Here is a 15,137-nt window from a genome sequence, read left to right as displayed (position 1 = left end):
TCCAAGAAAATTATAAACCGTTTACATTTCCATTTTAGCACTTAACAGTATTGAGTTAAAGGCTAATTTGACAATATTGAACTTATTTGTTTATAAAAGATTCTTTGAATACAACTGATATTTTTGTGTACTCATTCACAACACTTTCAACTTTTACAATTCCATCATAAGAATTAACTAATTTCTTAGCAATTGAAAGGCCGAGTCCATTGCCGCCTTCTTTTCTAGAACGCGATTTATCAACTCTATAAAATCGGTCAAATATGAATTCTAAGTCTTTTTGAGGTATGCCCACACCATGGTCAATAATATCAATTGTAATATTTCTATTTTTTAAATTCGTCACAATTTCAATGTTTTTATTTTTCTTATCATATTTCATAGCGTTATCAATAAAGATTAATAACATTTGTTCAAAATGAAATCGATTGATATTCATTCTAATAGCGTTGTAATTTGATTCGAAATTGAATGTATAATCTGGATGTAATTTCTTTAATGATTTAATTCTAGAATTTATTTCATAGTTGATATCGACAATATCAATCTCATCACCTGTACTAGATCGAGCGTCTTTTGATAATAATAGAAGTTCTTCGACGAGTTTCGTAATGCGTGTCATTTCTTCTATAGAAATATCTAGAGATTCTTCTAATACTTCTGGATTGTTTTTACCCCATCTTTGAATGAGGTTTAAATGCCCTTGTATAATTTGCAGCGGTGTTCTCAATTCATGTGAAGCATCTTCGACGAATTGTTTCTGTTGGTCGAAAGAACTTTCCAATTGTTCCATCATTCTATTAAATGTTTGGATCATATCGTCTGTTTCTTCATAGTTTGTGGGTACTTCAAGCTTTTCTTGGAAACCGTCTCTACGAATTTGTTTCATTTTATCGGATAATATCGTAATAGGTTTCGTGATTTGTGACGAGAATACATAACTGATTAATGCAATTAAGAACAATGCCGTTAATCCAAATACAGTTGCTAGTATAATCATAAATTTAATAATGGCATCATAATTTGCTAGTGGATGGACAACAGCTTCATAACCACTGAAATAACTTGTGTTTACAGGTGTATAAACGACAATATATGATTTATTATTTTGTTTCGTTTCATAAACTTTAAGTTGACTCACACGTTCAAATTTAGGCGTATAATCTAAATCATTATTATGTGTTTCTTCAAAAATTGGTTTACCAAATCTATCATATAGCACAAGCTTTTGATTATCCGTTATCGTCGCATTAATATCAGTTGAAGTAATTTGACCAAGTGTCTTCGTCTTCAATAAATTAATAGTGTCGTATGTACTTCTTGTTGCTGTGCTTGTTTCTTGGTCTTTTAAATATAAACTAATGAAATAAATGATAAACATACTGAACAAAGCAAATATAATAAACGTAATCGTCGTAGTGAGCATCATCCATTTAGTCTTTAATGATTGTTGTTTCATGATCTAATCACGTATCCCACTCCTCTAACAGTTTCGATAATATTCTCTTTCTTGAATGGTTTTAGTTTGTTACGTAAATAACGAATATATACGTCCACAACATTTGTCTCAACTTCTGACTCATAACCCCATACATGATTTAAAATCTGCTCTCTTTGTAAGACGAAATTTTGATTTTCAGCCAATAATAATAACAATTCGTATTCAGTCTTCGTTAAATCAACAGATTCACCATGGATAGATACAGAAAAAGCATTTTTATCAATTGTTAAATCATTAACAGTAATTGTGTGACTTACTGGTTCAACTGTTACATTTCTTCTAATAATAACGCGAATTCTCGCTAATAATTCTTCAATATCAAATGGTTTAACGATATAATCATCTGCGCCATAATCAAGACCAATAACTTTATCATATGTATCGCCCTTAGCCGTTATCATAATAATCGGCGTATCTTTCTCACGACGAACACGTCTACATACTTCAAGACCATTCATTTTTGGTAACATGAGATCTAATAATATACAATTGTAATCTTCAGCTAGAGCTTGGTTTAATCCACTCTCACCATCATTACATATTTCCACTTCATAGTCCTCATGCTTAAGTTCTAATTCTATAAATCTTGCTAAATTTTGTTCATCTTCTATGATGAGTATCTTTTTCATAGTGCCACCTCGTAATAAAATTATAAAAGTTTTCAATTTTTAATTGACAATGATTCTCAGTTAGTTATAATAGTAATTGAAAATGATTATCAATGAAAGAGTTCCCCCTCTAGTAAAAGATAACATTTTCGAGTTTAACATGTTCATTATATATGAGCATTACTATTTTATCATTTAAAATAGTAAAAAATTTAAATAACTAATTGACATTCATTCTCAATTGGTTATAATAGTAATTGAAAATGATTATCAATCAAATAAAAGAGTTCCCCCTCTAAGTATGGATTGAACATTTTCTATAACCCCCTTTTATGCCCATAAAAGTAAAACAGCCGCAGTGATTCTGTCCAAATCACTGTGGCTGTTTTTTGTTTGGATTTAATAGAGGATAGGAGCGTTATTTGCAGTTCGTGTGAGAACTGCTCATAACGGTATCAGTATTAGCACTTTTGGCGAGAACTGCAAATAACGGTATCAGTATTAGCACTTTTGGCCAGAACTGCAAATAACGGTACCAGTATTAGCACTTTTGGTAAGAACTGCAAATAACGCGGTTCTTATGAACACTTTCGGCTAAACTTGTTCATAACGGGTGTCTTATGAACACTTCTCGTCAAACTTGTTCATATCGACGCTACCATATTCACCTCGCCCAACTTAACTCACTCACATCCCATATTTAATCCAAAAAAAGTATGGAACAGCTCATCCTGTTCCATACTCATCTATAATTTCTTTCGTAACATACTTTGAGTTAGCATTATGCAAATGACGCCGCCGATTATACCAGCAATGATATCAGTTGGATAGTGTACGCCTAAATATACGCGTGATGATGATATCATTGCGATACAAATGACACATAACCCCATCAAATAAGGTCGAATAGATTTGTTCGCCACTCTAAATATAATGAATATTAGTGATCCGAAAAATGCCGTGGATCCCATTGCATGTCCGCTTGGAAAACTAAATCCAGATATATCTATCAGTCTAAGTAAAGTTGGTCTTTCTCTGTCGAATATATTTTTAAGAAGTGGATTTAATGTACCTGATAAAATCATCGTAACTGCAAAAAATAATGTTTCAATGTTATATTTTTTAAGTTTTAAGTAACAAATCACAATGAGTGATAAGGCAATCATTGCCCAAACTTCTCCTAGTTTTGTGAAACCAAGCATTATAGAAGTCGTTATAAAGCTTTCAGTTGAATATATAAAGTTATAAACTTCATTATCAATCCATTTACCGAGTCTTGATTCATGGAAAAATGCAATGACTCCAAATATCAAACTAAATATTAGTATGAGTAAAGTACGGTTTGCTTGGCTCATTCGATTGCCCCCTTTACTTTATGTCTGATTCAATTTTGTTGAATAGTGTTTCTTTAGTATAACTTTCTTTGAAATGTGACATTTTGTCAATAATAGCTTCACGTTCATTTTCTAATTTATCAAGTTGACTGATCAGATTAGATTGGTCGACATCTTTTTCTTGTAATACTTTAGCATATCCATTTTTCTCGAAAATTTTAGCGTTATCAATTTGGTCTCCTCTAGATTGATCTAAACCAAGTGGAATTAATAACATAGGTAATTTCAATGTCGCAAATTCATATATAGCGTTAGCGCCTGCTCTACTAATGACAGTGTCCGTAATCGCATAGAAGTGCATTAATTCATTTGAAACAAACTCATATTGGACATAGTTGTCGTTTTTAATACTATGATCCACGTGACCTTTACCAGTTAAATGAATAATTTGATATTTCTTTGTTAAATAGTCTAAGTTATCTCTAATCGCTTTATTTAAAGCTTTAGAACCTAAGCTACCACCCATTACAAGTAATACAGGTAATTGATCATTAAAGCCCGTTAATTGATAACCTTCTTCTTTAGAGCCATCTCTTAAATCTTCTCTAATAATCGCACCAATATAATCTGATTTTTCTTTAGGTACATATTTTAAAGTTTCTTCAAAAGTTGTATACATTTTATTAGCGAATTTCATTGAAATTTTATTTGCTAAACCAGGTGTAACATCTGATTCATGTACAATCGATGGAATTTTTAATGATTTGGCAGCGATAATTACTGGAACACTCACAAATCCACCTTTAGAAAAGACTAAATCCGGTTTTTCTTTCTTTAATACTTTTCTAGCATCTAATATACCTTTTAAAACTTTAAAGACGTCTTTTAAATTCTCAAAAGATAAATATCGACGTAACTTACCACTTGATATCGGAATATATTTCGTATCTTTGGCAGAGTCAGTAATCATTTCTTTTTCTATACCGTTTTTAGATCCAATATATATTGTTTCGATATCACGTTTTTGTGCTTCAGGAATCAGTGCTAAATTTACTGCAACATGTCCTATCGTACCGCCACCGGTAAATGCTATCTTCTTCATGTTTATTTCTCCTCGTTCTCTATCAATTTATAATATGCATAAAATGGTGCGTTTTTATCAAATGGAAACTCATCTGTTTCATATTCACCTATTTTAATAAAATCAAATTTTTCAAACAGTCTTTGTGCACGTTTATTAAGTGAAAATGTATCCGTTATGATAATAGGCGTGCCTGCTTCAGTAGCAATATCAATAGCAAATTGCATCATCTTCATTGCGATACCTTTATATTCAGGATTTGTAGCCATTCTATGAATGACATATGCGGCGTCAGTATTAGCTGGCCAGTCGAATTGTTTATACCATTCAGCTTGTACTTGATTGACACATATATAGCCTGCAATGTCATTGTTTTCTTCATATAGATATAAGTCTCCGTTATCTATATCTTCGTAAAAGTGCTTCTCTAAAGGATAACGATGATCCCATTGAGGATTCTGGTCGTTCTCCATAATCGATTTAGCCATTTCTGTTAATTGATTAATATGTTGAATATCTGATCTTGTTGCTTTTCTCAAACTAGTTTCCCCCATTTACTTATGCATATATTGAATTGCTTCATCAAGTTGTTTATCTTCACTACGGATTTTCTTGCGTAAAAGTTCAATAAATTTCTTAGTTGTATCATCTGTGAAAATACCATTTGCTGTTAAATCATGGTCACTTTGGAATGATTTAACTTGTGATGTCAGTTGGGCATCAAATTTGTCATTTTCATTGTTAATATTATACCCTAAAGCGTTCAAACCAATCTTAATTGATTTAATTTCTTTAGATTGATCGCCTTCTTGGTAAGTTTTACTTGGATCGATTATTTCAATTTCTTCATATTTAGGTGCTTTAATGGTTTTATCTGGTTGAATACCTTTTTTATGAATATAAGATTTATTAGGTGTTAACCATCTCATGTTTGTATATTTTAAAATGCTAGAATCGCTAAATTCTTTATGAACTTGTCCGATGCCTTTACCAAAAGTCGTTGTTCCTAGTACGTCTGCAATTTTATAATCTTGTAATGCGCCTGCGAATATTTCTGCAGCACTTGCAGATCCTTTATTAACGAGAACTGTGTAATCCATATCATCGATACCAGACATTTTGTCGTTTTCAGTTTCAACTGCTTGTGGTTTATCACCTTTCGTTTCTAGATATATAACAGGTTTATTTTTATCAACAAACAAGTTAACGCTTGTCACAACTTCATCTAATAGACCACCTGGATTGTTTCTTAAATCTAAAACGACATGTTTCACTTTGTCTTTTTTAGCTTGTTTCAATGCAGATTGTAATTCTTTTGTTGTTTTATTTTGGAACTTAGAAATTGCAATGACGCCAGTGTCATTTTTCTTCGTATAATCGACACTTGTAAGATGGATTTTGTCACGTTTAATTTTCACATCGAAAGGTTCTTTACCTTCTCGTTTAATTGTTAACGTAACAGTAGTACCTTTTTTACCTCTTACTTTTTTGACGATTTCATTTAAAGATTTATTTTTAATCGATTCATCGTCAACTTTCGTAATAACGTCTAAAGATTTTACGCCAGCTTTTTCAGCAGGAGAATCTTTCATAGGACTCGTAATTCTAACGTAGCCATCGTGCATTTCCATCTCTGCACCAATTCCAACAAAATCACCAGAAATTTCTTCGTTATAGCTTGTTGTATCTTTAGCGGATATGTATTCACTGTAAGGATCATCTAAAGATTTGATCATACCATCAATAGCGCCTTGCGTTAATTTGTCGTCATCAACATCTTTGTAATAGTCGTTATTAATTTGTTTATAAGCCTCTTCAATTTTGTTAAGTTCTTTTTGTTGATCATTCCCAAAGTATAAACCGAATTTATACGAAGCAAACGATACAACAGCCGTTAATAAGACCGTAACAAATAATATAATGAATAACTTATATAAAGGTAGCGTTATTTGCCGACTTTGTTTCTTTTTAAAAGGTTTCATTTACTCACAACTTTCTTGTCAAATATAATTTATTTTAACAGTTAAATCATATAAATAAAAACACTTTGGTGTGGGAAACAGCAAAGTGAACGAATTAATAAGGAAAAATGTTCATATCGTGAGTGTAACGGGAGTTGTTAGGGACAGAATTCTGAGAAATGTCCGTAAGAGATGTTGTTAGGGACAGAATTCCGAGAAGTGTCAGTAAGAAGTGTTGTTAGGGACAGAATTCCGAGAAATGTCCGTAAGAGGTGTTGTTAGGGACAGAATTCTGAGAAATGTCCGTAAGAGTTGTTGTTAGGGACAGAATTCTGAGAAATGTCCGTAAGAGGTGTTGTTAGGGACAGAATTCTGAGAAATCTCCGTAAAAGGTGCTGTTAGGGACATAATTCCGAGAAATGTCCGTAAGAAGTGTTGTTAGGGACAGAATTCTGAGAAATGTCCTCAAAATGAGCGCACTCATAATTACCAGAATTCAGAATAATGGAAGTTACAACGTTCTAATTACCAGAATTCAGAATAATGGAAGTTACAGCATTCTAATTACCAGAATTCAGAATAATGATAGTTAGCGGTCTCTAATTACCACAATCTCGAATTGTGGTAATTAGCACCCCATCACCCAAATCTACAAACGAAAAAACACCTCATTTCCGCTTGAAAATGAGGTGTTTTATTTTACCTTAGAATTTCAACCATTCTTCGTAAGATTCGAATAAGTCATCGAAGACGCTCATTGGTTGTGTGAACATGGCTTCTGTTTCTAAGTAATCTGAAAGTGTATGGTAATCGTTTGTGAATTTAGGGAATGATAAGTCTTGGAAGATTAAATCTGCCAACTTACCTACTTCGCTTTTTTCACTTCGCTTTGTTAGTGCGTATTGATAGAAAGAATATTGTTTCATTTATTTCATTTTCACATCAATAGCCTTAGTTTCACCTTTAACTAGACTTTCTAATTTTTCGATATTAATTTCTTCAGCGTCATCTGTGTTTGTAATAATTACAGGGCTGATTACTGATTTTACTTTTGATTCGATTGTTTCGATGTCGAATTTTAATAACTCATCGCCTTGTTTAACTGTATCACCAGTATTAACAAGTGCTTCAAAGCCTTCTCCACCTAATTGAACAGTTTCTAAACCTACGTGTACCAATACTTCTAATCCGTTAGCTGCTTTAATACCTACAGCGTGATTTGAAGGTTTGAATACATTCACAACTTCTCCATCAAATGGTGCAACTACTACACCTTCTGTTGGTTTAATACCGAATCCTTCACCCATCATTTTTTGAGCAAATACTGGATCTGGAATATCTTCAATTGCTACATATTCACCTGAAATTGGTGCAAATACTTCAACATTTGTATCTTTTGATTTGTTACCGCCAAATAATTTTTTAAACATTACAATCGACTCCTCTAATTTTTAAAATGATTTACTAATTCTCCATACCCTAAATCTTCTAATTTATCATATGGAATAAATTGTACAGCAGCTGAATTAATACAATATCTTAAGCCACCAGATTCTTTAGGACCGTCATTAAAGACATGACCTAAATGACTATCTGAATCTTCAGAGCGTACTTCAGTTCTGATCATACCATGTGTTTTATCAACAAGTTCGATGATATCTTCATCATCTAACGCTTTTGAAAAACTTGGCCAACCACAATCAGATTCAAATTTTTCTTCTGAAGTGAATAATGGTTTACCAGATAATTTATCTACATAAATACCTTTTTCAAAGTGATTCCAATATTCATTTTGAAAAGGTGGTTCTGTACCATTTTGTTGTGTTACGAGATATTCCATTTCATTTAATTCTTCTTTACTTTTTTTAAGCATTTTAACGCCCCCAATACTTTTCTATAAATGCTTTACGTCCAGAACCTTGTTGATACCCTTGATAATGTGCGGGATTCTTCAAGTAATAATCTTGATGATATTCTTCCGCAGGGTAAAAGTTCTTGTACGGTTTAACTGGCGTAATGACTGGTTTATCAAAAATATTTTGTTCATTTAATTGATTGATTTTGTTATGTGCTATTTCTTCTTGTTCTTTGTCGTGGTAGAAAATAACAGGTTCGTAACTTTCGCCTCTATCATAGAACTGACCTTTATTATCTGTTGGATCAAAAGTCTTAAAGTATATATCTAAAATAGCTTCAAAGTCTGTTTCATCTTCATTGTATTCAATTTGAACAGCTTCAACATGACCAGTTTGATTTGTACAAACTTCTTCATAAGTTGGATTTTCAACATGACCACCACTATATCCGGAAGTCACTTCAATAATACCAGGGAATTCATTGAAAGGTTTAACTAAACACCAAAAACATCCCCCAGCTAACGTTGCATATGCCATAGTTGTACCTCCTTTAATGATGTTAAGTTACTTTAACTTAATATCAAAGTACCATTTTTTGTCTGAAATATCTAATGTTTGAATTTGTATAGACTCAACATTATCAATCTCCAACTGATTTAAAGATAAATTGAAGGATTCATCTTTAGGATTTACATGAATATATGGTGGAAGTTCACTATATTTTTTGATTTGAGATAGAATAAATGGATTTGAAATATTTAATTTACCAATATCTATCGATTGAATTTTGAAATAGATTGTATCGTTATTTAACTTTTTAGGTTTCGTTTGAAGTGTTATATCAATATCTTTGCCTAAAATTTTAGTACGAGTATCAAATGACAATGATTTCTTAGTGATGCGTGATTGAATATCATAATCTTTCATAGAAGCATTCATTAACGATTCTAATTGTGCATTATCAAAAGAAATGGTGAAATCTTTCTTAGTTTGTTCTGTATTTATGGTTGGATGGTTTGTACCGTCTGAAATTTGAGACCATACATAAGCTAGAGCACCAAGTATTAGAATAATTAATATAATAAAAGCATAAAACCAAGCTCTATGATTCATCCAATGTTTATTTTCCATAGAAGAACACGCCAATAGCACCTTCACCAGTATGTGTTGAAACGACTGGTGTCGTTACTGCAGTATCAAACAAGTGGAAATTTTTCTTCTCTTTAATTGTATTCATCAATTTCGTCATCAATTGTTCTGCATTCGCATCTGCAATACCAATTTTAATAAGTTCTTTCTTCTCTAAGAAGACATCTAATTCTTTCATTAAATATTTAACGATAGCATTTTGCGTTCTTGCGTTATGCATCATTTCGATTTTTCCGTTAATCAATTCGCCAATTGGTTTAATATTCATCAATGAACCGAGTAAGCCTTTCGCTTTACCGATTCTACCACCTTTAATTAAGTTGTCGATATTACCAATGACCACAAATAGTCTTAAATTATTTTTAATCACTTCAATTTCTTCGACGATTTCTTCAACAGTTTTACCTGCGTTGATCATCTTCACGACTTCTTCAATTTGGAACCCGTAAGCTAATGAAATGAATTGACTATCCACAACTGTAACTTTACTTTCTGTCATTTGTGCTGCTTGTTGAGCTGCGCTAAATGTACCTGATAACTCAGAAGTCATATGAATACTAATAATTTCAGAACCATCTGCTCCTAATGCGTCATATGTTTCAACAATTTTACCAATTGGTGGCTGACTTGTTTTAGGTAGTTCTTTAGCGTCTTTCATTTTTTCTAGAAATTCTGTTGAGCTAATATCCTCTTGGTCTACGTACGTAACACCATCGATTAGTATATTTAGGGGTACGACAGTAATGTTATTTTCTTCTAAAAAGTCTGCTGATAAATCTGTCGTCGAATCAACAACTATTTTAATTTTTGACATAATGATTCTCCTTTAATGATTGAACAGTATTACTAATTTTTCCTTGTACAAATTGACTTACTTCTTGCATGGTCTTATCTTCAAAAATAGAAGGCTCAATTGGGTCTAGAATGTGTACATAAACATCACCAGGGACCATTTTTTTAGAATCTTGAGCTTCCATGATTTTAGATGTCCCATAAATCGCAATAGGTACAATTTTAACTTTAGCTGATTTAGCTAATTTAAAAGAACCTGCTTTAAATTCTTTCATTTCTCCGCCTTTACTTCTACTACCTTCAGGAAAAATTAATAAAGAGTGTTGTTCTTTTAATTTGTTAATACCATCTTTTATCATTTGTAAACTTGCGCGTCTATTTGAACGATCTAAATATATACAATTCATTTCTTCCATCCATGGACTTAAAAACGGAATTTTTTGAACTTCAGTCTTTGATATAAAGCCAAATGGTTGTGGTAAATGATTAATTAATACAGGAATATCAAAATTACCTTCATGATTTGAAATGTATAATACAGGCTCATCAAATGATTCTGTATTGCCAGACAAGTGTGTTGTAACACCAGCTGAATCTAGAATGCGTGAAGCCCATCTTTTTGCATATAAAAAGATCATTTCATCTTGTTTACGGACATCATTAATCAATGTCTTCTTATGCTTAACTTTGTTTAATTGTGAAGACACAAGTGCTGCATAACCTATAATATAACCGATTGTTTTCGTCGTTCTTAACATACTATTTTTTCCTTTCCAAATGCATATAAGTGTGTGGTAAAGTGTTTTTTTCATCGAGTTCGCCTGATTCAGATGAAAGAACCGTCCAATCTTTGAAGTCGTATGGAGGGAAAAAGGCATCACCTTGAAACTTATCTTCTATTACTGTTACATACATATCGTCAACGCGGTCCATCATTTGTTCATAAAGTCCTTGACCACCAAAGATAAAGATATGTCCATCAAGTTGATCGATTTCATCTAAAGAATGAATCACATCGACACCTTCATGTTCAAAAGATGGATTTGTCGTTAATACAACATTACGTCTATTCGGTAATGGCTTACCTAAAGAATCAAATGTTTTTCTTCCCATAACGATCGTATTTCCAGTCGTCAATGCTTTAACTCTTTTTAAGTCATTTGGTAAATGCCATGGCATCTTGTTGTCTAAGCCAATTACGCGATTTTGATCATGACAAACTATAATTGATTTCATTTAAATTACTCCTTTTTAAACTGCAATAGGTGCTTTAATACTTGGATGTGATTCGTAACCGTCAATTTCTAAATCTTCGTATTCAATATCAAACAATGATTTATCTGTGTTGATATTAAGTTTAGGTGCATCGTAAGAATCTCTTGAAAGTTGTTCATTTATTGCGTCTATATGGTTTTTATAAATATGCGCGTCTCCAAATGTATGGACAAACTCGCCTACTTCTAATCCACATTCTTTTGCAATTAAATGTGTTAATAAACTATAACTCGCAATATTAAAAGGTACACCTAAGAATATATCTGCACTTCGTTGATATAATTGACAGCTTAATTTTCCGTCTTTCACATAGAATTGGAATAATGTATGACAAGGTGGTAACGCCATCGTATCTATTTCAGTTGGGTTCCAAGCAGAAATAATATGGCGTCTTGAATTAGGATTTTGTTTAATATTTTCAATTAAAGTCTTAAGTTGGTCAAATCGTTTACCATCTTGATCTTTCCAATCTCTCCATTGTTTACCATAAACATTGCCTAAGTCACCGTATTTTATCATAAAATCATCATCATTTAGAATCTTATCTTTGAATATCGCAAGTTGCGCTTTATATTGTTCATTAAATTCATCATCTACTAAAGAACGACGACCAAAGTCTGTCATATCAGGACCATCATAGTCATTACTTTCAACCCATTTCTTGAAAGCCCACTCGTTCCAAATGTTATTCTTATATTGTAATAAATATCTTATATTTGTATCGCCTTTAATAAACCATAAAAGCTCAGTTGCAATTAATTTAAAAGAAACCTTTTTAGTTGTTAATAACGGAAAACCTTCAGATAAATCAAATCTCATTTGGTGACCAAATATAGAAATCGTACCCGTACCCGTTCTATCGTCCTTATTTTCGCCTTCTTCTAATACCCTTTTGCATAAATCGTGATACGCTTTATCAAAGTTATTCATTTGAGCACCTCTTTTTCATATTCTCCTGTTACTATATTAACGAAATTATCGGTAATTTACTACTGATATAATATAGAAAATTTCCAGATTATTAGGTATAATGGATATAAATTAACAAAGTGCTAACAAAACGAAGGAGGCTATTTCAATGAATGAAATTTTTGCTACTTTAGGGTTCTTCTTATTATTATGCTATATGATTAGTATGTGCATTACAGAATAGTATCAATAAGGGGTAATATACAAAAACTGGGACAAGAGATTGCCCCAGTTTTTTGCATTTTTAAATGATTACGTCCATCACTCAAATTTATAACCCTGATTTATTTTCAATCCGTAATGTGTTTTAGTGCTTTTCCTTATGCATTGTATCGTATTAAACTTTTTGAAAATCTCGCTTTTATAATGTGCTTTTACGATTAAATATTTGAACCCTGATACACTTTTGATTTCTGAAGGTATTTCAATATTACGTGAAAGTTCCCCCATTCTATCGTCTTCATCAAGTGTTTGTTCAAACATATGATCTAAATATAAGATGTCAACCAATTCTGGATGTCGTTCGATCCAATTGTGATAATCATCATTTATATAATGGATGCGTCTTAATTCATCTTCTGTTAAATAGCGTTCCATGCCTTCAGAAATAACATAATGGATAAGTGGATTTTGTTCTATTGCATATACATGTGCTTGTTGATAATGCTTTAATATTAAATACGTATCTCGCCCAAAGCCCATCGTGCCATCTATAAAATTAAATGTTGTAAAATCTGTTGTTATTTCATCTAACATTTCAATTAGTACAGGCATCTTACGTTGTTTCATCATATGCAATTTAACTTTAACTGTATCTAAATGAAAATATATCGGTGTATCTGGCTTGAAATAAAGTTTAGGTCCACTGCTTTCAAATACAATTAATGGTGTCGAATCTCGTTGAAACAATTGATTAATCGTTAATTTTCTTCGTTTAATGATTTGAACATTCTGAATGGATTCTAATTTAGATAACACAGAAAATGCATCTTCTACTTGTTTGTAGAGAGATGCATTTGTCTTAACGGCAGTTGTGATACGAATATTAGTCACAGTATTCATCAAAAGCGTCTTTAATATCCAAACAGATTTCTTGGATATCTCTTCCTTCAATATGTTCACGTGGCATAAAGTATTTAAGCTCATTACCTTTAAATAATGCCATTGATGGACTTGATGGTACTTGTGCGATATATTCTCTCATTGTTTCAGTTGCTTCTTTATCTTGTCCAGCAAATACTGTAGCGATTCTAGAAGGTTTTTTATCATTTTGTTGAGCTACTGTAACAGCTGCAGGACGTGCTAAACCAGCTGCACATCCACATACAGAGTTTACGACGATAAATGTTGTTTCGTTCGGTTGTGCGTTCTCCATATATTCTTTAACAGATTCTGCTGATTCTAAACTTTCAAAGCCTTGTCCTGTTAATTCACTTCTCATTGGTTGAGCAAGTTCTTTCATGTATTGTTCATATGCATTCATATTTTATCCCTCTTTCTTTCTATTAGCCATTTGTTTCCAAACAGAACCTAATGCTTCTTCACCATTTTCGATTCTTTCAATTGCCATTTGTACTTGCAACTTAACATCGAATGCTGGGTCGTCTTGTCTTTTCTTCAATGCTTCTAAAGCAGTTTCATCACCTTCATCAAATATAAACATAGCTGCACGCCATCTTACAATTTTCTGAGGGTCTTCTAATGCTTCTATCATTACTGGTAATGCTTCTTTAAAACCTAAATCACTTAAACAGTCACCAGCTGTTCTTCTAACAGAAACAACTTTATCTTTCATACCTTTATATAAATAAGGTAATGTTTCTTTTGATTCGATCATACCTAATAGTACGATTGCCATTCTGCGTACTTGTGGCTTTTCATCATTTAACGCTACATCTAACAATGGATAATCGTCTTCTGTTGGTGTTGGAAAGTCATTTAACATTCTTAATTTTACTTTCCAATCCTCTTCTTGTTCAAACGTTTCTTTATCAACATGTATAAATTGCTTTTCAGGAATGGTAATGTCACTTGTTAAAGCTTCTTCAACTAAAGCCTCTAATTTCTCTTTAGGGTACAAAGCTAATATTTCTTCTTGAACGGTTGCTAATACTTCCTCTACTTCGCCGTAACGTACACCTAAATCTTCCCATTTTCTTAAAAAGACAACGTTATCTGAGTCTTTCGTTGCTTTTAGCATACTATCAATATAAATTTCAGGAAGTTGTTTACGTTTCTCTTCTTCTTGTGTTGTTAATTTAATTTGATAAGGTATACCTTTAAACTTTAAGACTTCAGCTTTTACTTCACCGAAATGTTCATTTACTTGATTTTCAGCAAAGTCCCCTTCTTGATCTGAACCTGAGATGGCTGCTGTAACGTCTTTAAGTAAAGTATCCCAGTTTTCTTTTGGACGTTTATCTACAGCGATAAAGTCCATAACATGGAATACAGATTTAATACCATCTAATTGAAGAATACGGTTAATGAATTCTGGATTATGATCATTCACTTCAGTATAAGTATTTGAAGACCTATCTTCTTTCTTAAATGATAAAACGATTTTCATCGTATTTGGGCTTGGTGTCGGTTCAACTCTAACAATTTCCAT

The 15,137-nt window shown here is 32.2% G+C and carries 18 protein-coding genes; all 18 read right to left on the bottom strand.

Annotated features, from left to right (window positions below; genetic code table 11):
• Window positions 1-82: 82 nt before the first annotated feature.
• Entirely contained in the window at window positions 83-1,459 is a 1,377-nt protein-coding gene (locus tag LQ617_RS01975) for a HAMP domain-containing sensor histidine kinase (RefSeq protein ID WP_191835562.1), read from the bottom strand.
• Window positions 1,456-2,130, bottom strand: a complete 675-nt coding sequence (locus LQ617_RS01970) for a response regulator transcription factor (protein WP_037590505.1) — start codon at window positions 2,128-2,130, stop codon at window positions 1,456-1,458. Before LQ617_RS01970 ends, LQ617_RS01975 begins: the two co-directional genes overlap by 4 nt.
• A gap of 725 nt (window positions 2,131-2,855) precedes the next feature.
• Window positions 2,856-3,464, bottom strand: coding sequence for a phosphatase PAP2 family protein (locus LQ617_RS01965; protein WP_037590506.1), 609 nt, complete (start codon window positions 3,462-3,464; stop codon window positions 2,856-2,858).
• Window positions 3,465-3,477: 13 nt separating this feature from the next.
• A complete protein-coding gene (locus LQ617_RS01960; protein ID WP_037590507.1) occupies window positions 3,478-4,545 on the bottom strand; it encodes an undecaprenyldiphospho-muramoylpentapeptide beta-N-acetylglucosaminyltransferase in 1,068 nt (355 codons plus the stop codon).
• Between the two features lie 2 nt (window positions 4,546-4,547).
• Window positions 4,548-5,078: a GNAT family N-acetyltransferase gene (locus tag LQ617_RS01955; RefSeq protein WP_239739353.1), complete on the bottom strand. Its 531-nt coding sequence runs from the start codon at window positions 5,076-5,078 to the stop codon at window positions 4,548-4,550.
• Entirely contained in the window at window positions 5,079-6,506 is a 1,428-nt protein-coding gene (locus LQ617_RS01950; protein ID WP_191835565.1) for a S41 family peptidase, read from the bottom strand.
• A gap of 683 nt (window positions 6,507-7,189) precedes the next feature.
• Complete coding sequence (locus LQ617_RS01945; protein ID WP_025906287.1) at window positions 7,190-7,411, bottom strand: YozE family protein; 222 nt, start codon at window positions 7,409-7,411, stop codon at window positions 7,190-7,192.
• Window positions 7,412-7,915, bottom strand: a complete 504-nt coding sequence (locus LQ617_RS01940; RefSeq protein WP_025906286.1) for a PTS sugar transporter subunit IIA — start codon at window positions 7,913-7,915, stop codon at window positions 7,412-7,414.
• Window positions 7,916-7,929: 14 nt separating this feature from the next.
• Window positions 7,930-8,358, bottom strand: coding sequence for a peptide-methionine (R)-S-oxide reductase MsrB (gene msrB / locus LQ617_RS01935; RefSeq protein ID WP_037590510.1), 429 nt, complete (start codon window positions 8,356-8,358; stop codon window positions 7,930-7,932).
• Between the two features lies 1 nt (window position 8,359).
• Window positions 8,360-8,878, bottom strand: a complete 519-nt coding sequence (gene msrA / locus LQ617_RS01930) for a peptide-methionine (S)-S-oxide reductase MsrA (RefSeq protein ID WP_239739352.1) — start codon at window positions 8,876-8,878, stop codon at window positions 8,360-8,362.
• A 27-nt stretch (window positions 8,879-8,905) separates the two neighbouring features.
• Window positions 8,906-9,472 carry a DUF2140 family protein gene (locus LQ617_RS01925; RefSeq protein ID WP_239739351.1) on the bottom strand — a complete coding sequence of 189 codons (567 nt, stop codon included), beginning with the start codon at window positions 9,470-9,472 and terminating at the stop codon, window positions 8,906-8,908.
• Window positions 9,462-10,304 carry a DegV family protein gene (locus LQ617_RS01920; RefSeq protein ID WP_037590513.1) on the bottom strand — a complete coding sequence of 281 codons (843 nt, stop codon included), beginning with the start codon at window positions 10,302-10,304 and terminating at the stop codon, window positions 9,462-9,464. The genes LQ617_RS01925 and LQ617_RS01920 overlap by 11 nt, the downstream gene beginning before the upstream one ends.
• Entirely contained in the window at window positions 10,291-11,040 is a 750-nt protein-coding gene (locus tag LQ617_RS01915; protein WP_204255446.1) for a lysophospholipid acyltransferase family protein, read from the bottom strand. Before LQ617_RS01915 ends, LQ617_RS01920 begins: the two co-directional genes overlap by 14 nt.
• 1 nt (window position 11,041) lies before the next feature.
• Window positions 11,042-11,518 (bottom strand): dihydrofolate reductase, encoded by a 477-nt coding sequence (locus tag LQ617_RS01910; protein ID WP_037590516.1) that lies wholly within the window; start codon window positions 11,516-11,518, stop codon window positions 11,042-11,044.
• 15 nt (window positions 11,519-11,533) lie between these two features.
• Entirely contained in the window at window positions 11,534-12,487 is a 954-nt protein-coding gene (locus LQ617_RS01905; protein ID WP_025906279.1) for a thymidylate synthase, read from the bottom strand.
• A 300-nt stretch (window positions 12,488-12,787) separates the two neighbouring features.
• Complete coding sequence (locus LQ617_RS01900; RefSeq protein WP_239739349.1) at window positions 12,788-13,588, bottom strand: class I SAM-dependent methyltransferase; 801 nt, start codon at window positions 13,586-13,588, stop codon at window positions 12,788-12,790.
• Window positions 13,572-14,009, bottom strand: coding sequence for a BrxA/BrxB family bacilliredoxin (locus LQ617_RS01895; protein ID WP_025906276.1), 438 nt, complete (start codon window positions 14,007-14,009; stop codon window positions 13,572-13,574). The genes LQ617_RS01900 and LQ617_RS01895 overlap by 17 nt, the downstream gene beginning before the upstream one ends.
• A gap of 3 nt (window positions 14,010-14,012) precedes the next feature.
• Window positions 14,013-15,137: a virulence factor gene (locus LQ617_RS01890; RefSeq protein WP_239739347.1), complete on the bottom strand. Its 1,125-nt coding sequence runs from the start codon at window positions 15,135-15,137 to the stop codon at window positions 14,013-14,015.

The sequence above is a fragment of the Mammaliicoccus sp. P-M59 genome, from assembly GCF_022386135.1.
Classification (GTDB): Bacteria; Bacillota; Bacilli; order Staphylococcales; family Staphylococcaceae; genus Mammaliicoccus; species Mammaliicoccus sciuri_A.
The sequence above is the reverse complement of the archived record's forward strand: the minus strand, read 5'-3'. Positions and strand labels throughout refer to the sequence as shown.